This window comes from Pantoea sp. ACRSB (assembly GCF_022346905.1).
GTDB classification, from domain to species: Bacteria; Pseudomonadota; Gammaproteobacteria; order Enterobacterales; family Enterobacteriaceae; genus Pantoea; species Pantoea piersonii.
Genome location: NZ_JAKRNL010000004.1, coordinates 309,440 through 333,082, shown reverse-complemented (window position 1 = coordinate 333,082; position 23,643 = coordinate 309,440). Strand labels below are relative to the sequence as shown.

General features: G+C 57.5%; 20 protein-coding genes. 5 read left to right on the top strand and 15 right to left on the bottom strand.

Features of this window, described 5'->3' with window-relative positions; genetic code table 11:
• Positions 1–15 precede the first annotated feature (15 nt).
• From MHZ89_RS14820 to MHZ89_RS14800, 5 genes are all read right to left on the bottom strand, one after another.
• Positions 16–2,340: an FdhF/YdeP family oxidoreductase gene (locus MHZ89_RS14820; protein ID WP_311783638.1), complete on the bottom strand. Its 2,325-nt coding sequence runs from the start codon at positions 2,338–2,340 to the stop codon at positions 16–18.
• 93 nt (positions 2,341–2,433) lie between these two features.
• The gene (locus MHZ89_RS14815; RefSeq protein WP_311783637.1) at positions 2,434–2,682 is read right to left on the bottom strand and encodes a hypothetical protein; all 249 of its coding nucleotides are present in this window, start codon (positions 2,680–2,682) and stop codon (positions 2,434–2,436) included.
• 6 nt (positions 2,683–2,688) lie between these two features.
• Entirely contained in the window at positions 2,689–2,934 is a 246-nt protein-coding gene (locus MHZ89_RS14810; protein WP_311783722.1) for a DUF4865 family protein, read from the bottom strand.
• A 23-nt stretch (positions 2,935–2,957) separates the two neighbouring features.
• On the bottom strand, positions 2,958–3,347 hold the full coding sequence (locus MHZ89_RS14805; RefSeq protein WP_311783636.1) for a tautomerase family protein: 390 nt from the start codon (positions 3,345–3,347) through the stop codon (positions 2,958–2,960).
• Positions 3,338–3,670: a carboxymuconolactone decarboxylase family protein gene (locus MHZ89_RS14800; RefSeq protein ID WP_311783635.1), complete on the bottom strand. Its 333-nt coding sequence runs from the start codon at positions 3,668–3,670 to the stop codon at positions 3,338–3,340. Before MHZ89_RS14800 ends, MHZ89_RS14805 begins: the two co-directional genes overlap by 10 nt.
• A 98-nt stretch (positions 3,671–3,768) precedes the next feature.
• Between MHZ89_RS14800 and MHZ89_RS14795 the strand changes: the two genes are divergently transcribed.
• From MHZ89_RS14795 to MHZ89_RS14785, 3 genes are all read left to right on the top strand, one after another.
• Positions 3,769–4,653 (top strand): LysR substrate-binding domain-containing protein, encoded by an 885-nt coding sequence (locus MHZ89_RS14795; protein ID WP_311783634.1) that lies wholly within the window; start codon positions 3,769–3,771, stop codon positions 4,651–4,653.
• A gap of 442 nt (positions 4,654–5,095) precedes the next feature.
• Positions 5,096–6,478, top strand: coding sequence for a diaminobutyrate--2-oxoglutarate transaminase (locus MHZ89_RS14790; protein ID WP_311783633.1), 1,383 nt, complete (start codon positions 5,096–5,098; stop codon positions 6,476–6,478).
• A 16-nt stretch (positions 6,479–6,494) separates the two neighbouring features.
• On the top strand, positions 6,495–7,961 hold the full coding sequence (locus MHZ89_RS14785) for an aspartate aminotransferase family protein (RefSeq protein ID WP_311783632.1): 1,467 nt from the start codon (positions 6,495–6,497) through the stop codon (positions 7,959–7,961).
• A gap of 63 nt (positions 7,962–8,024) precedes the next feature.
• Here MHZ89_RS14785 and MHZ89_RS14780 read toward each other — a convergent pair whose 3' ends face one another.
• The 9 genes from MHZ89_RS14780 to MHZ89_RS14740 all read right to left on the bottom strand — a co-directional run bounded on the left by MHZ89_RS14780 (position 8,025) and on the right by MHZ89_RS14740 (position 20,512).
• Positions 8,025–9,575 (bottom strand): UbiD family decarboxylase, encoded by a 1,551-nt coding sequence (locus tag MHZ89_RS14780; protein ID WP_311783631.1) that lies wholly within the window; start codon positions 9,573–9,575, stop codon positions 8,025–8,027.
• Between the two features lie 12 nt (positions 9,576–9,587).
• On the bottom strand, positions 9,588–9,989 hold the full coding sequence (locus MHZ89_RS14775; RefSeq protein WP_311783630.1) for an SRPBCC domain-containing protein: 402 nt from the start codon (positions 9,987–9,989) through the stop codon (positions 9,588–9,590).
• A gap of 153 nt (positions 9,990–10,142) precedes the next feature.
• Complete coding sequence (locus MHZ89_RS14770) at positions 10,143–10,886, bottom strand: YoaK family protein (protein WP_311783629.1); 744 nt, start codon at positions 10,884–10,886, stop codon at positions 10,143–10,145.
• Between the two features lie 221 nt (positions 10,887–11,107).
• On the bottom strand, positions 11,108–11,788 hold the full coding sequence (narI, locus tag MHZ89_RS14765; RefSeq protein ID WP_311783721.1) for a respiratory nitrate reductase subunit gamma: 681 nt from the start codon (positions 11,786–11,788) through the stop codon (positions 11,108–11,110).
• Positions 11,785–12,474, bottom strand: coding sequence for a nitrate reductase molybdenum cofactor assembly chaperone (narJ, locus tag MHZ89_RS14760; protein ID WP_311783628.1), 690 nt, complete (start codon positions 12,472–12,474; stop codon positions 11,785–11,787). Before narJ ends, narI begins: the two co-directional genes overlap by 4 nt.
• Positions 12,474–14,009 (bottom strand): nitrate reductase subunit beta, encoded by a 1,536-nt coding sequence (gene narH, locus MHZ89_RS14755; RefSeq protein ID WP_311783627.1) that lies wholly within the window; start codon positions 14,007–14,009, stop codon positions 12,474–12,476. The genes narJ and narH overlap by 1 nt, the downstream gene beginning before the upstream one ends.
• On the bottom strand, positions 14,006–17,740 hold the full coding sequence (locus tag MHZ89_RS14750; protein WP_311783626.1) for a nitrate reductase subunit alpha: 3,735 nt from the start codon (positions 17,738–17,740) through the stop codon (positions 14,006–14,008). The genes narH and MHZ89_RS14750 overlap by 4 nt, the downstream gene beginning before the upstream one ends.
• Positions 17,741–17,777: 37 nt before the next feature.
• On the bottom strand, positions 17,778–19,160 hold the full coding sequence (locus MHZ89_RS14745) for a NarK family nitrate/nitrite MFS transporter (protein WP_311783625.1): 1,383 nt from the start codon (positions 19,158–19,160) through the stop codon (positions 17,778–17,780).
• Positions 19,161–19,951: 791 nt separating this feature from the next.
• Positions 19,952–20,512 (bottom strand): TetR/AcrR family transcriptional regulator, encoded by a 561-nt coding sequence (locus tag MHZ89_RS14740; RefSeq protein WP_311783624.1) that lies wholly within the window; start codon positions 20,510–20,512, stop codon positions 19,952–19,954.
• 121 nt (positions 20,513–20,633) lie between these two features.
• On the opposite strand from MHZ89_RS14740, the gene MHZ89_RS14735 reads away from it, so the two are divergent.
• The gene (locus MHZ89_RS14735; RefSeq protein WP_311783623.1) at positions 20,634–21,836 is read left to right on the top strand and encodes an MFS transporter; all 1,203 of its coding nucleotides are present in this window, start codon (positions 20,634–20,636) and stop codon (positions 21,834–21,836) included.
• Positions 21,837–21,868: 32 nt separating this feature from the next.
• On the opposite strand, the gene MHZ89_RS14730 is transcribed toward MHZ89_RS14735, so the two are convergent.
• Entirely contained in the window at positions 21,869–22,192 is a 324-nt protein-coding gene (locus MHZ89_RS14730) for a hypothetical protein (protein WP_311783622.1), read from the bottom strand.
• Positions 22,193–22,402: 210 nt separating this feature from the next.
• Between MHZ89_RS14730 and MHZ89_RS14725 the strand changes: the two genes are divergently transcribed.
• A complete protein-coding gene (locus MHZ89_RS14725) occupies positions 22,403–23,098 on the top strand; it encodes a B3/4 domain-containing protein (RefSeq protein ID WP_311783621.1) in 696 nt (231 codons plus the stop codon).
• Positions 23,099–23,643: the final 545 nt, after the last annotated feature.

The window sequence follows — 23,643 nt, the reverse complement described above, 5'->3', positions numbered from 1 at the left end:
GCGGCCTTTTTATTGTTACCGGAGCGCGCCTGAGGTTTCGGCAGGCTCCTCACACAGCTCCAGCTCGACCGGAATGCTCTTATAAGCGGGAATACCGCTTTCGGTATCATGGCTGTCGAGCGGCACCATAACGTTGGCTTCCGGGTAGTAAGCCGCAACCGAGCCGGGGGCCATGTCATATACCACCACGGTAAGGTTATCGAGCCGACGCTCTGTGCGGTTGCCGTCAGGATCGAGCGCCACCATATTCACTTTATCACCGACGCGGAACTGACGTTTTTCCGCTTCGTCCGCCGCCATAAACAGCACATCGCGACGACCGGTCACGCCGCGATAGCGGTCGTTAAGGCCATAGAGGGTCGTGTTGTACTGATCGTGGCTGCGCAGCGTCGTCAGCACCAGATCGTGGCACTTCAGCGAGCGCGGATCTTCATTGATCCCCTGCATCACCTTAAACTGCGCCTTGCCGCTCGGCGTCAGCCATTTACGCTGCGAGGCCGCCACCGGCAGGCGGAAGCCACCCGGCGTCATCACGCGGTTGTTGAAGTCATCGAATCCAGGGATAACCGCCTCAATAGCGTCGCGGATAAAGCTGTAGTCGCCAATCATCTTATCCCAGTCAACGCGCGAATTGCGCAGCGTGGCTTTCGCCAGCGAGGCGACCAGCGCCGGTTCCGATTTCAGATAGGGCGAGGCGGGTTTCAGCGTGCCGCGCGAGGCGTGCACCATCGACATAGAATCCTCTACCGTCACGCTCTGCTCGCCTGACGCCTGGCGGTCGATTTCGGTGCGGCCCAGCACCGGGAACAAATAGTTATGCTTGCCGAGCAGCAGATGCGAACGATTAAGCTTGGTCGCCATATGCACCACCAGGTCGAGCTTGCGCATCGCCTCGAACGTCACCTGCGGATCGGAGATCGCCTCCGCCAGGTTGCCGCCCAGGCAGAGCAGCGCTTTGGCTTTGCCGTCGCGCATCGCCTGGATGGCGGCGACCGCGCCGTGTCCATGTTTCTGCGGCGGCTTGAATCCAAATACTTTTTCAATATTGTCCAGCATCCACTGCGGCGGGATTTCGGTGATGCCGACGGTACGATCTCCCTGAACGTTGGAGTGACCGCGTAACGGACAGATACCTGCGCCGCGCTTGCCGATATTGCCGCGCATCAGCAGCAGGTTGGCGATCTGCTGAACGTTCTGCGTGCCGTACTGGTGCTGGGTAATGCCCATGCCGTAACAGATGATGGTGTTTTCCGCCTCGGCGTAGAGATGCGCGATATTTTGGATCTCTTCAAGCTCCATGCCGGAGACTTTCAGGATATGCGACCAGTCGGTTGCCTCAAGATCCGCCTTCAGCGCCTCAAAGCCTTCGGTATGTTCGCTGATAAAGCTCTCATCCAGCACGCCCGGCTCGCCTGCCGCCAGCGCTTTTTCATGCATCGACAGCAGGCACTTCATAACGCCCTTCAGCATCGCGGCGTCGCCACCGACACGAACTTTGTAATAGGTGGACGCCAGCTGCGTCGATCCCATCGACAACATTTCGATCGGGCTTTGCGGCGAGGTAAAACGTTCAAGGCCGCGCTCGCGCAGCGGATTGATCGCTACAATCGTTTTGCCGCGTTTCGAGACGTCGCGCAGCGTCGCCAGCATGCGCGGGTGGTTGGTGCCTGGATTATGGCCAATACAGAGCACTAAATCACAGTGGTTGAAATCTTCCAGCTCGACGGTGCCTTTGCCCACGCCGATTGATTGCGGCAGCCCGACGCTGGTCGGTTCATGGCACATATTTGAGCAGTCGGGGAAGTTATTGGTGCCATATTCGCGAGCGAACAGCTGCCAGAGGAAGGCGGCTTCGTTGGATGCGCGACCTGAGGTATAAAATTCTACGCTGTCGGGATCTTCATAGCTTCGCAGCAGCGCGCCGATCTCGTTAAAGGCGGTTTCCCATTCGATGGGCTGGTAGGTATCGCTGGCTGGGTCATATTTCATCGGGTGCGTCAGTCGCCCCTCGCCTTCCAGCTCAAAGGCGTTGCGATGCCACAGCTCGCTAACGGTATGGGCGGCGAAAAATTCCGGCGTGGTGCGCTTGCTGGTCGCTTCCCAGGAGACCGCTTTGGCGCCGTTTTCGCAAAATTCAAATGAGGAGCGGTGCTGTGGGTCGGGCCAGGCGCAGCCCGGACAGTCGAATCCTTCCGGCTGGTTAACTTTAAAGAGCGCTATCACATCCTGCTTAACCGACATCTGACCGCGAATCGCATCCGCTACCGCTTTCAGCGCGCCCCAGCCACCTGCCGAACCGCCATAAGGCGCAATACCAATATTTCTGTTTTGATGTTTCATATGACGTTGCTCTCCAGTGCTAAACCTTTTTAGCGTAGGCGAGCAGGCTGCGACTGCGGCGGTGGCAAAGCTAAAGATGTTAAATTTTTTCTTTCAGGATGTTACCGCGTTTCGTATAACAGGGTCGCCACAGGCCAGGTAGCCGATACGATAGACGTCGCCCGGCACTACCGGCATCTCGCTGGCGAAATCGACCTGAAGCAATGACTGGCCCGAAATATCCCAGCCCACCAGCGCCGCATCCAGATCCAATGCGCTCAGGTCGCTATAGGGGGCCACCGGCACAGGCCGGAGCGCGGCAAAGCGCGCATCGCGCAGCGTTTCGATCGGTGGCGTTTTCACTCCCAGCTAGGTACGGATAGCTGGCCAGCCAAAATCCTGTGCCAGCCTGGCGAAACCGGCGCTTTGTAAAAACTGCGTTATTCCGGCGGTATCGCGCCAGAGATAGAGCGGCGCGTAACGGTTCTCCTTTGCGCCGAAGTCGCGCCGCGCATAGAGAAAAGCTTTAAATGCCAGATCGGGGAAGCCATCAAGCTTCGCGCCGTTTTCAGCGATGCGCCGCTCAATAATGTCCATGTCGTAGTCTGCCGGCAGCGTGAAACGTTATTGAATCAGAATCATAGCGCCTCCTGGGAAAGCATTTTGCCGTTGCTGAAACTCCAGTCGCTCGCGGTGTTGAACTGGATAATTACCATGATGTCGTCCGGAGCGATTTGCAGCTGCTGCGCCAGCCGCTGCGCCAGCGTCCGGCAGAAGTCGGCCTTCTGCGCCGCCGAACGCGGTCTGCCTGCCAGCAGCGTAAATAAGATGAAATCGTCACTGCGCGTGCCGCTCAGATAATGTCTGTCATAAATACGCTGCGCCGCGGGCAGCTTTTCCACAATCTGAAAGCGATCTTGCGCAGGAACATCGAAAGTCTCCACCAGGGTGTTATGCAGAATGTCTGAAATCAGCGCGATGCGGGATGCGCTGACGTCCTCATGAAGCGTGATACGAGTCAGCGGCATGGGCTTTCCTCCTCTGGCTGATCATCCTTTGACAAATGGTGCAGTGCGGTCACGGCGGCAGGCCAGCCGGCATAGAAAGCCAGATGGGTAAAGGCTTCACTCATTTCGCTACGGCTTACCCCGTTTTCTGCGGCGAAGCGGATATGCCAGGGAAGCTGCTTCTCCCGCCCCAGCGCAGCCAGACATGCCAGCGTTATCAGGCTGCGCTCGCGCGGCGTCAGAATGCCTCGCTGCCAGATATCGCCGAACAGCAGGTCTTGCGTGATTTCAGCCAGTTTGGGCGACGCCTGCGTAAGGGTCTCTCTATCAATGGTTTTATTCATTGCCGCTCCTTATTTATTGTTCAGTGTCAGTGTCGCCTTCTGCTACTATCCTGAAAATCGAATTATTCAAGACGGTTAATCCCGATTTTCAGGACGCTATGAACAAAATCCCGCTCTCTCTGGATATGGATGCGCTGCGCAGCTTCGTGGCGGGCATCGAATACGGCAGTTTCGCGTTGGCCGCCGAGCGGCTTTGTCGTTCTACCTCTGCCGTCAGCGCGCAGCTAAAAAAGCTGGAAATGCAGTGCGGCGCCGGGCTGGTGGTGAAGCAAGGCCGCAAGCTCGCGCTCACGCCCAGCGGCGAGATTTTGCTGAGCTATGCGCGCCGCCTGCTGGCGCTGAATGACGAAGCGCAACGCGCCGTTCGCGGTGAAATGCTGCAGGGTGAGCTGCGTATCGCTATGCAGGAGGATTTTGGAGAATCCTTAATGCCAGGGCTGTTAAGTCAGCTGACTCAGCAGCATCCGGGACTCAGCATCACCGCGCGCATTGACCGCAACCGCGCGCTGCGCCAGGCAGCGACGGAGAAACAGGTGGATATCGCGCTGCTGTGGCAACCTGAAGAGGCGCTCGATGAAAGTGAATTTTTAGGAGAGTGTCCGCTGGTATGGATCGCCTCGCCGCAGACAGAGGTAAAGGTGTTACTGGAGAGTGGCGAACCATTACCGCTGGTGATGTTTGATGCGCCCTGCCAGATGCGCACCCGCGCCATCGCCGCGCTGGATCGCGCCGGCATCGCGTGGCGCGTCGTCTTTACCAGCCCGAGCCTCAGCGGTATCTGGGCGGCCGTTCAGGCCGGTTTAGGCATTACGCTGCGATCGCCCATCGGCCTGCCGCCCAATCTGCGAATCGTCGAGGCGACTCTGCCTGCGGCGGGTCGTATCGGTATTACCCTGTGGCAAAACCGCAGCCTGAATCCTGAGGCGCAACGCGTGCTGCACGATTCCGTTTCCGCTGCGCTGGTTCCTTCACTGCTGCGTTAAAGTTTCCTCCTGCAAACAATTTGGTTTAAATATGTTTCCCGCACGTAAGGTTAAGCCTTTTATATAACTTAACCTTTGCGCAGCAGTTTAATTTACGTAGTGATAATTTTCAGCGGCTCTTTTGTTTATAACATCAACAAAAAAGGCATTTAATTGCCTGTTTCTTCTTCGGTTACGCTTTTTTACCGTCGTTGAAAAGCCGCTGGCCACTACGCCGTCACATCGCTTTAACACAGGCGTCATAAGGCTCGCGCATGCTTTCCCTGTCGGCAGCGCCCCCTTAAAGGATCGTTTTTAAATAAGCGAAAACAAATCTAAACAAAATAAAAGATTGAGCCCGAATCGCAAAAGCTCTATATTGGCCGCGCCTAAAATCAGGTAACCCGTTTTTTTACATTTATTCAACTGCGGCACACGCGATTGCCTCGGTTGTAGGAGAGATATGATGACGGATAAAGTCCGTATTGATTCTTTAGATGCCACTTCAAACGCAAACAATGAAACCTATTTGGCCCGTCAGGCTGAGTTCGAATCAAACGTCAGAAGTTATCCCCGCAAGTTACCGTTAGCGATTACCCAGGCTAAAGGCGTATGGATTACCGACGCCGACAATAAAGAGTACCTCGACTGCCTGGCAGGCGCGGGTACGCTGGCGCTGGGTCATAATCATCCTGACGTATTGCAGAGCATCCAAAATGTCATTACCAGCGGCTTGCCGTTACATACTCTCGATCTGACAACGCCGTTAAAAGATGCGTTCTCTGAATACCTGCTGTCTCTGCTGCCAGGTCAGGGTAAAGAGTACAAGCTGCAGTTTACCGGTCCGTCCGGCGCAGACGCCGTTGAAGCGGCGATCAAGCTGGCGAAAAAAGCGACCGGCCGTTCCGGCGTGATCGCTTTCTCTGGTGGCTACCACGGTATGACTCACGGCGCGCTCTCGGTAACGGGTAACCTGTCGCCGAAAGAAGCGGTAAACGGCATGATGCCGGAAGTACAGTTTATGCCTTATCCGCACCTCTACCGCTGCCCGCTGGGCATTGGCGGCGAAGCGGGCGTGAAAGCGCTGACCTACTACTTCGAAAACCTGATCAACGACGTGGAAAGCGGCGTGCGCAAACCTGCGGCGGTGATCCTGGAAGCCGTTCAGGGCGAAGGCGGCGTGAACCCGGCACCGGCCGAGTGGCTGCAGCGCATCCGTAAAGTGACCGAAGAACACGGCATTCTGCTGATCATCGATGAAGTGCAGGCGGGCTTTGCGCGTACCGGCAAGTTCTTCGCTTTCGAACATGCAGGCATTCAGCCCGATATCATCGTGATGTCTAAAGCCGTCGGCGGCGGCCTGCCGCTGGCCGTACTCGGCATTAAAAAGCAGTTCGACGCCTGGGCGCCGGGCCACCATACCGGTACGTTCCGCGGCAACCAGCTGGCGATGGCGACCGGCCTGACCACGCTGAAGATCCTTAAAGAGCAGAACATCGCTGATAAAGTGGCGCAGCAAGGCGAGTGGCTGAAAGGCAAACTGGCCGAAATGCAGAAGCGTTTCCCGGTTATCGGTCACGTACGCGGTCTGGGTCTGATGATCGGTATCGAAATCGTTAAGCCGAACGAAGCTAAAGATCAGCTGGGCTGCTATCCGGCGGACGGCGACCTCTCTGCGCTGCTGCAGAAGAAGTGCTTCGAATCTGGCCTGATCCTTGAGCGCGGTGGTCGTCACGGCTGCGTGCTGCGTCTGCTGCCTTCCCTGCTGATTACCAATCAGGAGCTGGAAGTGTTCCTCGACAAGTTCGAGCAGGCGCTGCTGGCCGCTGGCGTTAAGCCGGTTTAAGTGGAGCGGGATTAAAATGTCAGAATTAAATCCGATCCTCGCGGGTTCGGCGCAGAGCATCGAAGCCTATCAGCAGGTGATTGAGCAGAGCAGCAAAGCGGTTGTCGAGTGGCTGAAGCAGCCTGAGATGTATCAGGGTAAAACCGTCGCTGAACTGCGCGAGCGTATCGCGCTGGACTTCAACCCGACCGGCCTGGGCAACCAGGCCGCCATCGAGCGCGCGGTCGAGTTCTTCCTGAAAGACAGCCTGGCGGTACATCATCCGCAGTGCGTGGCGCACCTGCACTGCCCGAGCCTGGTGGTTAGCCAGGCGGCGGAAGTGCTGATTAACGCCACCAACCAGAGCATGGACTCCTGGGATCAGAGCCCGTCGGCCACCATCATCGAGATGAAGCTGATCGAGTGGCTGCGCGCCCAGGTTGGCTATGAAGCGGGCGATGCGGGCGTGTTTACCAGCGGCGGCACCCAGAGCAACCTGATGGGCCTGATGCTGGCGCGCGACGCCTTTTTCGCGCGTCAGGGCCACTCAGTGCAGCAGGATGGCCTGGTTGGCGACCTGCGTAAGCTGAAGGTGTTCTGTTCCGAAAACGCCCACTTCTCTGTGCAGAAGAATATGGCGCTGCTCGGCCTGGGTTACCAGTGCGTCACCCAGGTGAAAACCGACGAATACGCCCGTATGGACGTCACCGATCTGGCGGAAAAAATCGCCCAGGCGAAAGCCAACGGCGAGCAGATCCTGGCGATTGTCGCTACCGCAGGCACCACTGATGCCGGCGCGATCGATCCGCTGCGCGACATCGCCGCGCTGGCGGCCCAGAACAATATCTGGGTACACGTCGATGCGGCATGGGGCGGCGCGCTGCTGCTGTCGGAAAAATACCGCGACTATCTGGACGGCCTTGAGCTGGTGGACTCCGTTACGCTCGACTTCCACAAGCAGTATTTCCAGACTATCAGCTGCGGTGCGTTCCTGCTGAAAGATGCGGCGAACTATGAGCTGATGCGCTATCAGGCGGCCTACCTCAACTCTGAGTTCGACGAAGAGGCGGGCGTGCCGAATCTGGTTTCCAAATCTCTGCAGACCACGCGCCGTTTCGACGCGCTGAAACTGTGGATGGGTCTGGAAGCGCTGGGACAGAAGCAGTACGCGGCGATTATCGATCACGGCGTTACGCTGGCGCAGCAGGTCGCGAAATATATCAGCGCGCATCCGCTGCTGGAGCTGGTAATGAAGCCGCAGCTGGCGAGCGTGCTATTCCGCTTCCACCCGGAAACGGGCTGCCGCGATCTCGCCGAAACCGCACTGCTTAACCAGCGTATCGGCGACGCGCTGCTGGAATCGGGCCGCGCCAACGTAGGCGTGACCGAGCACAACGGCGTAACCTGCCTGAAGCTGACGCTGCTTAACCCGACCGTGACGCTGGAGGATATTAAAGTCCTGCTGGCGCTGGTGGAAAAAACCGCGAAGCCGCTGGTGGGCTAACCCCCCAGAGGCTGAAAGCGAAAGCCGGTAACGCTCGTTACCGGCTTTTTTATTGCCTCGGGATTATTGCTTACCGAACAGCTCCGGCGCCCACAGGCTGGGATCAACCTCTTTAAACTGCGCGCGGATAAAGTGCTCTTTCAGATGATAAGGCACAGTGCAGTCAAAGATAGTTTTGCTGGTAGTACCTTTTGCCGTCAGGCGCGGGTCGTAGAACGGCTGCTGCGACGGATCGAGAACATGGCCCGCGACGCCCGGCACAAACAGGGTATCGAGATCGCCGACATAGCGCGTTTGCATCGCCCAGAGCACGTCATCGGTGTCGAAGAGATCGACATCCTCATCCACCAGAATCACGTTTTTCAACTCCCGGTAGACCGCCAGCGCAATCAGCGCCGCCTGCCGCGTCATGCCGTCGTCCCCTGCGTTGCGTTTTTGCACCTGTAGCACCGCCAGGAACTTACCGCCGCCTGCGCTGTGCGCATAAACGTTTTTCACCAGTCCCGGCAGCGCGTCTTCGCATTCAATATGAATGCTCGCCTCGGTCGGGATCCCCGCCAGGCTGACGTGCTCTTCGCCCGGCCCTACCAGGGTTTGCAGGATGGGATTGCGCCGCGTGGTGATCGCCTTCACTTTGATAACCGGCAGCGCGGGATTAGCTTCACCGGTATAGCCAGGGAACTCCGGCATCGCCTTGCCGGTCTGGCTGTTTTGATCCTCTTTGACGCGCACGCCCGGCAGGATCTCCCCTTCTATCACCACCTCAGCGCGCGCAATCGCCCGCTGGTTAACGCTCAGGCACTCTACCAGCTCCACCGGCTTGCCGCGCAGACCGCCCGCTACGCACAGTTCGTTGAATCCGAACGGCGTGGTTGGCGCTTCAAACTCCGCGCCGATGTAGATAGCCGGGTCCAGCCCCATATTGATCGACACCGGCAGCGGTTTGCCTGCCGCTTCCGCTTTCTGACGGAAAGCGTCGATATGACGTCCCGGCGCGAAGAAGATAGAAAGCTCATCTTTGCTCTGTACGCAGAGACGATGAATGGTGACGTCTGCGTTATCGCGATCGTCAGGATCGCTGCCGAGCACCAGCCCCAGGCAGAAATAGGGGCCGGCATCTTCACTGGTGTTAGTCGGCGCGGGCAGGATCTTGCGCAGATCGAAACCCTCATCCTCGGCGCGATAAACCACCTCCTGACAGGGCGCCTGGGCCTTATCGACCATCACCGGCGGCGTCACGTTCTTGCGCGCTTCTGCCATCTGTATGCCCAGTTCGCGCACCGGCGCGCCCAGCAGCGCGCTGACGCGCTCGCGGCTCGCCATCAATCCCACCAGCACACGCGCGTCGGGAAAGCCTTTGATCTTATTGAAGGTCATCGCCGGGCCGATGCGCGTCGGGCGCATCACGGTGCCGCCTGCGCCGATATAGCGATAAACGCCCGCCAGTTCAGCGTTGGGGTCAACCTCGCGATCGGTTTCAATATAGTGGCCCGGCAGGGTTTTAAGCAGTTCAATAGCGGAACGCAGATCGTTAACCGGCGGCACTTTCCAGCCCTGCGGATGTGATTCACCGGGTTTGACCAGGCGCCAGGTGGTGGGTTTTTTCTGTGGCATAGCAGCTTCTCCTTAAGCGGTTTCCAGATACGTTTTTAGCTGAAACAGCACTTCTCCCCAGTAGGTGTTGCAAAACGGCAGGTGGGGATCGTCCGTGGCCCATTCGCCATGCGTAAGCGCAACCAGCGTGCGGCCATCTTCTAGATCGGAGAGCTGAAAAGAGAGGGTCTTTCCGGCGTGGCTGTCGGTTTCAATCAGCGAGGTCTGAACAATGTGTTTGTCTTGCTCAAGCGTCTCAGTACGCCAGCTAAAGTGGGTTTCTGGTTTTGGGCGCAGCGTCAGGATTTCACCTTCAGCAATTTTCCCTTTAATTTCGCCCGCATGCCAGGCGGCCATCTGTTCGATATCGGTCAGTGCAGCGTATACCGCCGGGCGCGGTGCGGCGATCTTAATCGCGTGATGAAGCGTGATCATAATAACCTCGCAGGAAGAGGCCCTGACGGGCCGGTAAGCAGGATGCGCAACTGATGAAAGTATAGGCAGGTCATCAGTTGCGTCCGTCAGAGTTACGTATTGATATGTAACAAAAATCCTGATGTATGCTTACCGGTTATTCGCCAGGAAGGTTCAGCGTCTTACAGCGAAAGCGGTTCTTCTTACTTTTATCAGGGTCAGCGCCATAGAGGAGAGCGCCAGCAGAATAAGCGTCGCGCCCAGCGCAGCCATGGCGTGAAAGCCCGCCAGTCGAAACAGCCACAGCCCGATGATGCCGCCGCCCAGAAATGAAAAAATGGTTGTCAGGTGCGTTTTTAACTGCTTCTTTTGCGCGTGCGCGTTTTTCGACGGATCGCGCCGCAGCATAGCGCTCAGCACCGACGCCAGCGAGATGCCCGCATCGGTCAGGGTGCCGGTAATGTGGGTGGCGCGCACGCGGCCGTTAGATAACTGCGTCGAAGTGGAATTGTGCACGCCCATCAGAAAACCCAGCAGCACCAGCACTTCACGGTTATTGCCGGAGGAGTAGAAAAAGATTTCGAACAGCGACAGACAGAGCAGCGCCACCCCTTCCACCGCCAGCACCTGGCAGAATATGGTGCGCAGATTGTGTTTAAGACCGGCGATAACCGCCAGCCGCGCCGTTACCGCACCCGCGACAAAGGCAAGCAGCAGGCAGCCGAGAAAAGTGAGATCGCGCAGATCGCTGTTATTCACTTCGCTGGAGAGCTGAGAGGTATTGCCCGACATATGAGAGGGAAAAAAACCAAATGCGCCTAACGCCATGGCATTCAGCACACCAGCCGCCGTCGCCAGCCAGACAGCAAGATAACGGTCTTCAGTATGCGATCGCTCTCGCTTCATTTTTATCAACATGCACGCTTCACCTTTTATTAATGCCTGAGATTAAGCGTAGGGAGGGAAGCGATCCTTGTCACAGTGTGAAACTAAAAGGAGTTAATAAAAATGTTAATTAAATTAAAAAAAGCGGCGTTATCTCAGTTACTGTAAAGACGCGACAGCGTTAAGAAAATGTCAATCAGCGGCGGGAGCAATAGTGCGCCAGCCGCAGAAATGGCTGGCGCTGAAGGTAACGCTTAGCGGCGGGCTCTTACCACCTGATACCGGCGCGTGAAGTATTCCACCGGCGCGCTCCAGACGTGAACCAGACGCGTGAAGGGAAACACCAGGAAGATCGTCATACCAAGGATCAGGTGCACGCGGTAAATCCACTCTACCCCATCCAGCCAGTGCGAGGCGTTGCCCTGGAAGGTCACAATCGCCTGCGCCCAGCCGACCAGCTTCATCATGCCCACGCCGTCGAGGTGCTGCATAGAGAAGAGGATCGAGGTCAGGCCCAGCGTACACTGCACCACCAGAATACCGATGATGACGATATCGGCGCGTGTTGAGGTGGCGCGGATGCGCGGGTTAAGCAGACGACGCTTCAGCAGCAGGAAGCCGCCCACCAGCGTCATAATGCCGAAAACGCCGCCCGCGCCCATGGCGATTTTCTGCTTGGTGGCGATGGCAAGGAACGGCTCATACATCCAGTGCGGCGTCAGCAGGCCAAACAGGTGGCCGAAGAAGATGCCGAGAATGCCGATATGAAACACGTTCGAGGCGAAGCGCATACCCTTTTTATCCAGCATCTGGCTGGATGAGGCGCGCCAGGTGTACTGACCGTAGTCATAACGCAGCCAGCTTCCGACAAGGAAGATGGTGCCGCACAGATAAGGGTAAATATCAAAGAACAACACGTTTAAATAGTGCATCAGGCTGTTCCTCCACCGGAGAGATCGAGATATTGCGGCGCGGTTTCGTCGCGAAAACGCCGCTGATGTTGCTGTTGCGCCGAGCCGTCGCAGGCGTTGTTATCCATAAACTTCACCTGCTCCTCTTCCCAGACCGCATCCATCGCGGCGGGCGTATCGTCACGCGTCTCGCTGGCGACCTGAGCCGCCACGCTTTCGCTGCTCAGCGGGCTGTTCGCCACCCTCAGCAGCGTATCGAATAAGGCGCTGAAGTCGCTGCCGCGCTCTTTCAGGCGCCCGCCGATCAGCGCCAGGATCGGCGCAACATCCAGCAGTCCCTGCTGCGCCTCAGCCTCCGGCTGCAGGCTGAGATACTCCAGATAGAGCGGCAGGTAATCCGGCAGTTCGCGGCAGTCCAGCTCCAGTCCGGCGCGCTCATACTGCGCCATCAGATCGACCATCGCCTGACCGCGATCGCGCGACTCCGCATGCACATGCTCAAACAGCAGCAGCGAGGTCGCGCGGCCGCGTTCGAACAGCGCGCACCATTCCTCCTGCATATCGAGCGGCGGCGTGGCGAAGTAGCGGTCAATAAAGGGCAGCAGCGCCGGATCCTGCGCGCTGACCGGTTCGCGAACGTCGTCCTGATGCTGCCAGAGCGCCTCGTCGGGATACTCCAGCAGCAGGGCGACAATTTTAATCAGCGCCATTATTCGCCTCCCGCTTTATCGCCGATATTGATCGCGTCAATACGGCGGCTGTTGAACAGGTTAAATTTGGTGTCGCTGCCGTGGCAGCCGTCGCCAAAGGTAAAGCCGCAGCCGTTGCGCTCCGGGAAGGCTTCGCGCGCCAGTTCGCGATGGCTGGTGGGGATCACGAAGCGGTCTTCGTAGTTAGCGATCGCCAGGTAGCGATACATCTCCTCTACCTGCGCCTCGCTCAGTCCCACCTCTGCAATGGCGCGCGTGTCGGTCACCCCTTCCACGCTCTGCGCGCGTTTGTAGTGACGCATCGCCATCATGCGCTTCAGGGCGCGCAGCACCGGCGCGGTATCGCCAGCAGTCAGCAGGTTGGCGAGATACTGCACCGGAATACGCAGGCTTTCGACGTCCGGCAGCACGCTGCTCTGCGATACCAGTCCGCCCGCATCCACCACTGACTGGATCGGCGACAACGGCGGCACATACCAGACCATCGGCAGCGTGCGATATTCAGGGTGCAGCGGCAGCGCCAGTTTCCAGTCCATCGCCAGCTTCCACACCGGGGATGCCTGCGCGGCATCAATAACGTTTTGCGGGATGCCCTGCTTCAGCGCCTCTTCGATCACCTGCGGATCGTTGGGATCGAGGAAGACGTCGCACTGACGTTCGTAAAGATCGGTTGCATGCTCGGTGCTGGCAGCTTCGGCGATCTTGTCGGCGTCATACAGCAGCACGCCGAGATAGCGAATGCGGCCAACGCAGGTTTCCGAGCAGACGGTCGGCATACCCGACTCAATGCGCGGATAGCAGAAGATGCATTTTTCCGACTTGCCGCTCTTCCAGTTGAAGTAGATCTTTTTATAGGGGCAGCCGCTGACGCACAGACGCCAGCCGCGGCATTTGTCCTGGTCGATCAGTACAATGCCGTCCTCTTCGCGCTTGTAGATCGCGCCGCTGGGACAGGTTGCCGCGCAGGCGGGATTCAGGCAGTGTTCGCACAGGCGCGGCAGATACATCATGAAGGTGTTTTCGAACTGTCCGTACATCTCCTTCTGCATCGCATCGAAGTTTTTATCCGCCGAACGCTTGCTGAACTCGCCGCCGAGGATCTCTTCCCAGTTCGGGCCGCCGTGGATTTTGTCCATGCGCTGCCCGCTAATCAGCGAGCGCGGGCGCGCTGTCGGCTGGCTTTTGCCCGCTTTGGCGGTGTGCAGATGCTGGTAGTCGAAGGTAAACGGCTCGTAGTAATCATCAATGCCCGGCACCACCGGGTTGGCGAAGATTTTCATCAGTACCGAGGAGCGGTTGCCGAGGCGCGGCTCCAGACGGCCCTTAATGTTGCGGATCCAGCCGCCGCGCCATTTTTCCTGATCTTCCCAGGCGTGGGGATAGCCGACGCCGGGTTTCGTTTCCACGTTATTGAACCAGGCGTATTCCATCCCTTCGCGGCTGGTCCAGACGTTTTTACAGGTGACGGAACAGGTATGACAGCCGATGCACTTATCGAGATTCAACACCATGCCGACCTGAGAGCGGATTTTCATTTTGTCGCCTCCTGTACCTGATCGCGGCCTTCGTCATCCAGCCAGTTCACCTTGTTCATCTTGCGCACCATAATAAATTCGTCGCGGTTGGAGCCGACGGTGCCGTAATAGTTGAAGCCGTAAGCCAGCTGGGCGTAGCCGCCGATCATATGGGTCGGTTTCGGGCAGACGCGCGTCACGGAGTTATGAATGCCGCCGCGCTGGCCAGTTACTTCCGAACCCGGAATATTCATCAGGCGCTCCTGGGCGTGATACATCATGGTCATGCCGGCCGGGACGCGCTGGCTGACCACTGCACGCGCCGTCAGCGCGCCGTTGGCGTTGAACACCTCGATCCAGTCGTTGTCCTCAATGCCCAGCTCTTTCGCATCCGTTTCACTCATCCAGACAATGGGGCCGCCGCGTGACAGGGTCAGCATCAGCAGGTTTTCGCTGTAGGTGGAGTGAATGCCCCATTTCTGGTGCGGCGTCAGGAAGTTAAGCGCCTTCTCCGGGAAACCGTTAGAGGGGATATGACCCAGGTTCTGCACGCTGCGCGTATCGACCGGCGGACGGTAGGCGCAGAACGCTTCGCCGAAGGCGCGCATCCACGGATGATCCTGATAAAGCTGCTGGCGGCCAGAGAGCGTGCGCCATGGGATCAGCTCATGCACGTTGGTGTAGCCGGCGTTGTAAGAGACATGCTCATCTTCCAGGCCAGACCAGGTTGGGCTGGAGATGATTTTGCGCGGCTGCGCCTGAATATCGCGGAAGCGGATCTTCTCTTCCTCTTTCGGCTGCGCCAGGTGGGTATGGTCGCGGCCGGTAAACTCGCCCAGCGCCTGCCAGGCTTTAACCGCAACCTGGCCGTTGGTTTCCGGCGCCAGGGTTAAAATCACCTCGGCGGCGTCGATGGCGCTGTTGATAATCGGCTGGCCTTTGGCGACGCCGTCCGCTTTGGTGTAGTTGAGGCGGCGTAGCAGATCGACTTCCTTATCGGTGTTCCAGCTGATGCCTTTGCCGCCGTTGCCCAGTTTTTCCAGCAGCGGCCCGACAGAGGTAAAGCGTTCGTAGACGGCGGGATAGTCGCGCTGCACGCTGATAATCTGCGGCGCGGTCTGGCCCGGGATCAAATCGCATTCGCCTTTTTTCCAGTCGCGCACCTCGCCTGCCGCCAGCTCGCCGGGGGAGTCGTGCTGCAGCGGCTGCAACACGACGTCGGTCTCTTCGCCGAGATGGCCGACGCAAAGTTCAGAGAAGGTTTTCGCGATGCCTTTATAGATTTCCCAGTCGCTTTTTGACTCCCAGGCAGGATCGACCGCCGCGGAAAGAGGATGAATAAACGGATGCATATCCGAGGTATTCATATCGTCTTTCTCGTACCAGGTGGCGGTAGGCAGCACGATATCGGAGAAGAGACAGGTGCTGGACATGCGGAAATCGAGGGTGACTAACAGATCGAGCTTGCCTTCCAGCGCGGCGCTGCGCCACTCCAGCTCTTCCGGGCGATCGTCTTCATCACTCAGCGGTTCGCCCTGAATGCCGCTCTCGGTGCCGAGCAGATAGCGCAGCATATATTCGTGGCCTTTACCCGAGGAGCCGAGCAGGTTAGAGCGCCAGATAAACATATTGCGCGGATGGTTGTTGCCGTTGTCGGGATCTTCGCACGCCATACGCAGCCTGCCGGACTTCAACGCCTCGACGGTCCACGCCTGCTCAGACTGCCCGGCGCGTTTCGCCTCTTCGGCGATACGCAGCGGGTTGATGCCAAGCTGCGGTGAGGATGGCAGCCAGCCCATACGTTCGGCGCGCACGTTGAAGTCAATCAGCTGGCCGCTGAACTGGCTGGCGTCGGCGAGCGGCGACAGCAGTTCGCTGACCTGCAGCTTCTCGAAGCGCCACTGGCTGGCGTGGTTATAGAAGAACGAGGTGCTGTTCATCTGGCGCGGCGGACGGTTCCAGTCAAGCGCGAACGCCAGCGGCGTCCAGCCGGTTTGCGGGCGCAGTTTCTCCTGGCCAACATAATGCGCCCAGCCGCCGCCGGTCTGACCGACGCAGCCGCAGAACACCAGCATGTTGATCAGCCCACGGTAGTTCATGTCCATGTGATACCAGTGGTTCATGCCCGCACCGACGATAATCATCGAGCGTCCGTGGGTTTTGTGCGCCGTTTCGCCGAACTCGCGCGCGATTTTCTCAATCTGGCTGCGCGGCACGCCGCAAATCTGCTCCGCCCAGGCGGGCGAATAGGCGCGCACGTCGCTGTAGTCGCGCGCGCAGTTAACGTCGTCAAGGCCGCGATCCAGGCCGTAATGAGCCAGCGTCAAATCATACACGGAGGCGACCGGCAGCTGGCGTCCATCGGCCAGCGTCAGAATTTTCACCGGCACTTTATGCAGCAGCACTTCATCCTGTTTTACATGGCGGAAATGCGGGTTTTCGATGCCGCCGAAGTAAGGGAAAGCGACGTCCATTACCGCATCGCGCCGATCGAGCAGCGAGAGGGTAAGCTCAATCGCCGTACCCGCCGCTTTCGGCTCAAGGTTCCATTTGCCCTTTTCGCCCCAGCGGAAACCGATCGAACCGTTCGGCACGACCAGATCGCCCTCCTGATTACAGGCCACGGTTTTCCACTGCGGATTGTTCTCTTCGCCGAGGTTGTCGGCGAGATCCGCCGCGCGCAGCTGGCGTCCAGGCACATAGCTGCCATCTTCGCGCGGTTCCAGCAGCACCAGCATCGGCATATCGGTGTAGCGACGCGCGTAGCTGAGGAAGTAGTCGCTGGGGTTTTTCAGGTGGAACTCGTTCAGGATAACGTGGCCCATCGCCATCGCCAGCGCGCTGTCGGTACCCTGCTTCGGCGCCAGCCACTGATCGCACAGCTTGGCGACTTCTGAATAGTCAGGCGTGATAGCAACCGTTTTGGTGCCTTTGTAACGCACCTCGGTAAAGAAGTGGGCGTCCGGCGTGCGCGTCTGCGGCACGTTGGAACCCCAGGCAATAATGTAGTTAGAGTTGTACCAGTCGGCGGATTCAGGCACGTCGGTCTGTTCGCCCCAGGTCATGGGCGACGCCGGCGGCAGATCGCAATACCAGTCGTAGAAGCTCAGGCAGGTGCCGCCAATCAGCGACAGATAGCGCGTCCCTGCCGCATAGGAGACCATCGACATGGCCGGTATCGGCGAGAAGCCCGCAATGCGGTCTGGCCCATAATGTTTGATGGTCCAGATATTGGCGGCGGCGATAAGCGGGTTCAGCTCTTTCCAGCTGGCGCGCACGAAACCGCCGCGGCCGCGCTGCGATTTATAGATTTTGCTCTTTTCGCTGTCCGCCATAATGGCGTTCCAGGCATCGACCGGGTCGCTGTGCTGCGCCAGCGACTCGCGCCACATCTCCAGCAGCACCTTGCGCACCAGCGGATATTTCAGCCGGTTGGCGCTGTAGAGGTACCAGGAGTAGCTGGCGCCGCGTGGGCAGCCGCGCGGCTCGTGGTTGGGCAGATCGGGGCGCGTACGCGGGTAGTCGGTCTGCTGCGTTTCCCAGGTGACTAAGCCATTTTTGACGTAGATTTTCCAGCTGCAGGAGCCGGTGCAGTTAACCCCATGCGTCGAGCGTACGATTTTGTCATATTGCCAGCGCTGCCGGTAACTGTCTTCCCAGTCACGGTTGGTGTTATAGACCTGACCGTGTCCCTCTGCGAAGCTGTCGCCTTTCTGTTTGAAATAGCGGAAGCGGTCGAGAAGTTTGCTCATTGCGCATCTCCAGTATGGTTAGTGCTCATTGCTCTGCTTAGTTGTTATTGGTTTTGCGACGGCCATACAGCAGCCAGGTCAACAGCAGACAAACGATGTAAAAGACCAGAAAAATTTTCATGGCGCCGACGGGCGAACCGGTCAGCGTGAGTGAGGTGCCGAACGCTTTCGGGATAAAGAACCCACCCACCGCGCCCAGGGCGGAAATAAAGCCCAATGCGGCCGCCGTATCGGTTACCGCAGCGTGCTGCGCTTCTTGCGCGCTGCGGCCCTGCGCAGTCATGCGGTCTATCGTGATTTGGCGGAAAATCACCGCGATCATCTGGAAGGTTGAGCCGCTGCCGAGACCGGCGGTAAGGAACAGCCCCATAAACACCACGTAGAAGCTCAGGAACGAGCCGCCGGAGGTGCCGGGCAGGGTAAGGAACAGCAGCGCGGAGAAGATCGTCATCAGCAGGAAATTGATGGCCGTTACGCGCACGCCGCCGAATTTGTCAGAGAGAAAACCGCCTGCCGAGCGCGCCAGCGCGCCGAGCAGCGGGCCGAAAAAGGCGAGATGAATAATGTCTACCTGCGGAAACTGCGTTTTCGCCAGCATAGCGAAGCCCGCTGAAAAGCCGATAAAGGAACCAAAGGTAGCCAGATAGAGCAGCCCCAGCGTCCAGAGGTGTCCCTGCTTCAGCACCGGCAGCTGTTCGCGCAGCGAGGCGCGCATGCCGGCGATATCGTTCATTCCGTTCCAGGCGGCGATAGCGGCGATGGCCAGCAGCGGCACCCAGATCCACGCCGCGTTCGCGAGCCACAGCTGGCTGCCATCCTCCAGCGTCGCGCCGCCTACGAAGAACGGCACCACGATAATCAGCGGCGCGATCAGCTGCATTACGCTGACGCCCAGGTTGCCCAGGCCGCCGTTAATACCGAGCGCCGAACCCTGTTTGCTTTTGGGATAAAAGAGGCTGATATTGCCCATGCTTGACGCGAAGTTAGCGCCTGCCAGACCGCAGAAAAGCGAAATGATGATAAACACGCCATAGGGCGTGCTGGGATTCTGAACGGCGAAACCCAGCCAGACGCAGGGAATGATCAACACGGCGGTGCTGATCACCGTCCAGAGACGACCGCCGACTACCGGCACGACAAAAGAGTAAGGCACGCGAAACAGCGCCCCGGAGAGAGAAGGCAGCGCCGTTAACAAGAAGAGCTGATCGACGGTGAAATTAAATCCCACCCGGTTAAGGTTGACCGCCACGGTGCTGAACAGCATCCAGACGCAGAACGCGAGCAGCAGCGCGCCAACGGAAATAATTAAATTACGCCGGGCAATATGTTTACCCTGACTTTCCCAGAATTGTTGATTTTCCGGCGCCCAGTTTTCAAGTGCGCTGTGCCTGGCGTGCGTGGAATGAGGTTTTACGCTCACATATCCTCCCAATAAGCAGCAGACGGATCTCTCCCGCTGTCTGCGAGTAGTTTTTAAAATTAATAAATGAGAAACTGAATAAATCCGTATTTATACGAATCTGAATGAGAATCAGATGACGACGCCAGAAACGTTTTGCCTGTAATAAAGGAATAGCGGTTAAATCAGGCGTCGTTATTCGGCGAATATTCCGTCCTGTAGAATAGGTAATAAGCCTATCGCAGCAGGCCGGAAAAACAAGAGGATTTGTAGGGGCTTTTATGATTCAGCGCAAGGTAACGCTGAGTTGTGGAATAAGAGTAATGGCTTAACTACCTAATTTTAGGTATATTTTAGCAGCCTAAAAATAGATGACCAGTTGCGCAGCGAGGCAATTTGATAAGCATCAAAGAAAACTGTAATAAAAATCAGAAATCGTTTTTAACTGCCCTTCCCTCAATCTCTTTCTTTTATAGCGTAAAAAAACGATAAAGCTTTTTCCGGAAATAAACATCTCTACGCATGGCCTGTCGTTATTCATAAAAATATATAGCGACTTAATGCGCTGCTATTTTTGAGCGATATCAATTATTCGCCTTCTCAGCGGGTAAAAGTCATATGAATTTAAAGAGAACAGGCTTTACCCAGGCACTTTTCAGCGTCATGTCCCGCTCGTCTCTTTTTGCTGTCAGGCTGTTTTATGCAATCTTGGGCACTTTGCTGACCGTATTGATTGACAGATAAAAAGTATGTTGTAACTACAATAGTGTCGTTATTTAGCGCGGCCTCTGTTGTTCAGATCAGACGCAGCCTTAGCCTTCTCCCCGCTGAAACAGCCGCGCGACCAGTTCGTGACAATAGTCAGACGTGGGGTCGCGATCTTCAAACAGGATGTGATAGATCACCGGCGCAACGACAACATCCACCGCCTCGTCAACCGAGAACCCCGCTTCGCCGCGCTTTATCGCGCGATTTTGCAGCGTTTCCAGGTGCTGATAAGTAAAGCCGCAGCACTTTACCGTCGCGCTGCCGCCGCCGCTGCCAATAATATCGGCGAGCATCTGCCGCCCGACTTTGGACGACATCTCTTCAGCGTACTGCTGGATAAACGCCGCCATGTCGCCCTGCATATCGCCTGTGTCTTCGGGTTCGCCGACAGGACGCATATGCGCAACCGCGACGTCGGCAAGCAGCTGCGACAGGTCGCCCCAGCGGCGATAAATTGTAGATGGCGTGACGCCAGCCGACTCCGCCACCATCGGTACCGTAAGTTCGCTGCGGTCATGCGTTTTCAGCAGCGCGTTAACCGCTTTGTGCACCTCTTCCTGAATGCGCGCGCTGCGTCCACCCTGCCGGATCATCTCCCTGGCCATCTTTTTCCTCTCAGCAAAGAACTAAAAGCGACTAAAATTGTTTAATGCAAAGATATTGCGTTAACGCAAAAAAGCAAGTATACCTCACTTAAAGCTAATATTTTGCTTTAAGGTGATTATCATGACTTCCACTTCGCCAGTACTGCCCGCAGCTGCCGCTGCACGTATTACGCTTTATAGCTTTGTCTGCGCTACGCTTATCTCCGCGACCAGCAGCGCGCCGACGCCGCTCTATCCGCTCTATCATACCCTCTACCATCTGTCGCCGGTCACCATTACGCTGATTTTCGCCAGCTATGCCTTTAGCCTGCTTATCGCATTGCTGACGTTTGGCCGCCTTTCCGACATTACCGGGCGGCGCGTGATGATCCTGGCGGCGCTCTTGTGCAACACCCTGGCGCTGGTGATGTTTATGCTGGCGAACTCGGCGGAAATGCTGATTGCCGCGCGCATTATTCAGGGCGTAGCGACCGGCATCGCGCTCCCAACTTTTGGCGCGACGATCCTCGACGGCGATAAGGTGCGCGGCCCGCTGCTGAATTCCATTACGGCCTTTCTCGGCATGCTGGCAGGGACAATGACAGGCGCGCTTCTGGTGACCTTCGCGCCTTTCCCCACCGTTGCGGTTTACGCCCTGCTGTTTATGCTGATGCTGCTGGCGCTGGCGCTGCTGCCCCTGATGCCCGAAACCGTATCCCCTGTGCCGGGCGCGCTACGCGCTTTAAAACCGAACGTCGCCATTCCGCCGCGTGCGCTTGGCCCACTACTGTGGCTGGCGCCGGTAAATGTGGCGACCTGGGCGCTGGGCGGATTTTATTTGTCGCTGATGCCCACGCTGGTCATCCTCACGACCGGGCTGACTTCGCCGTTTGTCGGCGGCTCCGTGGTGGCGACGCTGATGCTCAGCGCCACGGCATCGGTATTTATCTTCCGCCGCTGGCCGCCGCAGCGCGCGCTGTTTACCGGCACGCTCACCCTGATAACGGGCATTAGCCTGACCTTGATCGGTATTAATCATCATCTGACGACGCTGCTGTTTTTTGGCACTGCGGTAGCCGGACAGGGTTTCGGTTCAGTATTTTCAACCATTATAAAAATCGTGATGCCGCTGGCGGAGAGTCATGAGCGCGCCGGGCTGTTCGCTGCTTTTCTGGTAAAGAGCTATCTGGCCTTTGCGCTGCCAGCGCTGCTGGCCGGTTTCGCGGTGCCGCTGCTGGGCCTTGCCGCGACGGCTAACTACTATTGCTGGGGGATTATTTTGATGGCTGCGGTGTCATTGCTGGCGGGTCGAACTGCGGTGCGTCTGAAGGCGGAGAGAGGATGAAAAAAATGGCCGGTTCAACCGGCCATTTTCTTTTAGTTTGTCGCTTTATTTTTCAGGTCTTCAGCGCCCTGCTTGGTTTTATCCCAGGCTTTTTCGCTGCCCTGCTTGGTGCTGTGCCAGGCTTTCTGCGAACCTTCGCTGATTTTGCTGGTGGTCGCGTCGCTTTTGCCTTCGGCAGCATGTTCTGCCTTCAGCTTCTGCTCAGAACCGGTGTCCTGCACTTTGTGCAGTTTCTCTTTCGCAGTGTCTGCGCCTTTATGCGCTTCAGCCACGGTTTCATCGGTAGCGTGTGTAGTAGCCGCAAAAACCGGAGCAGCCAGCATCAGAGCAGAAAGTGCAATAATCGTCTTTTTCATGATTCCCTCACTAAAATTATCAAGTCCAGTTTCAGTATAGACAAATAATACAGTCGCACAGCAAAAGGCATGCAATTAGCCATGGATTCAGCATATTCCTGGATTTTTATCTGGCCTGCGGCTCTGACCCGGCGACGCCAGAGAGGAAGGGAGGCAGCGGCGGGCATCCCTCGCTACACTTCATCCAGTCTTTACTTATAAGGAATAGCGATGTTCTCTTTTTCCCCTGACGTTGAACTCACCGTTATTGCGCTGGCGCCGGGCTTTCGCGCAATCAGTATTCTCGTTGAAGCGAGCGAGGTGAAGCACCCGCAGATTGCGCGCGACGCGCTTAATGACGCCTGCCGCGCTGTCGTCTCAGAGGATGTGCCTTACGCTGAGGCGCATATATCCGCATGGCGCGAGGTGTTCAAAGCGTTCGGCGCAAAACCGGCCCGGACGCCGAGTTCGGTTGAAGCCTTACGTAAACGCGTGGCCCGTGATGGCTCACTGCCCACCATTGATCCGGTCGTCGATCTTTATAACGCCATCAGTATTAAATACGCCTTGCCGATCGGCGGTGAAAACGCCGCAGCCTATGTTGGCAATCCGCGTCTGGTGCGCGCCAACGGCAGCGAGCGTTTTGATACCCTGAACGCAGGCGAACCCTGTGAAGAGACGCCAGAGCCGGGCGAGGTAATCTGGCGCGACGATATCGGCGTGACCTGTCGCCGCTGGAACTGGCGTCAGGGCGTGCGTACCCGTCTGGACGCCAGCGCACAACAGATGTGGTTTATTCTGGAGAGCCTGCCGGAAATGCCAATTGATGCGCTGCATCAGGCCAGCGACGAGCTTATCGCGGGTCTGGAGGCGATGATGCCCGGCTGCCGTACTGAAAAACAGCTGCTGGGCGCTGGCTTTAGCTAAACCCTGGTTTGTATGGGAAAAGCCTCAGTGGGTTAACTGGGGCTTTTTTTGATGCTCCATCATGCTCCTGCCGTGGTTGCTGAGGGCGGCTCGCCCAGAACCAGACGGATAAAATCCGCTATATCTTCTGTGGCCGCGGTGTCTACTCTGATGCGCTCCTATCGCGTGCTGGCCAGGCTGCGCATCACCGTGGCGGACCGCGAGGCGCTCGGCTATCTCCCTGATGATGATCATGCATATGTCGATGTTTGCTATGAGCCTGGATGACGGCCCCCAGCGGCCAGAGGCGTATTCTCCGCTCAGGGAGATCGGCAAGCGAGTGAAAACCGGCAAGGTTTGAGCCGAACCGGGCAATCCCAGCCTGGATGCAGCCCCTGCCGTTTCAGCGCAAGACGCCAGATTCACCCCGCGTTTACCTGCACCTTTTCCTGAACCCACGATTTTATGTGACCCATCTTACATTTATCGCGCTCTCCGCTGGCAACGCAGCCGTTTACGCCCGCACAATGGAATATATAATCTTTAATGAATATATATTCACATAT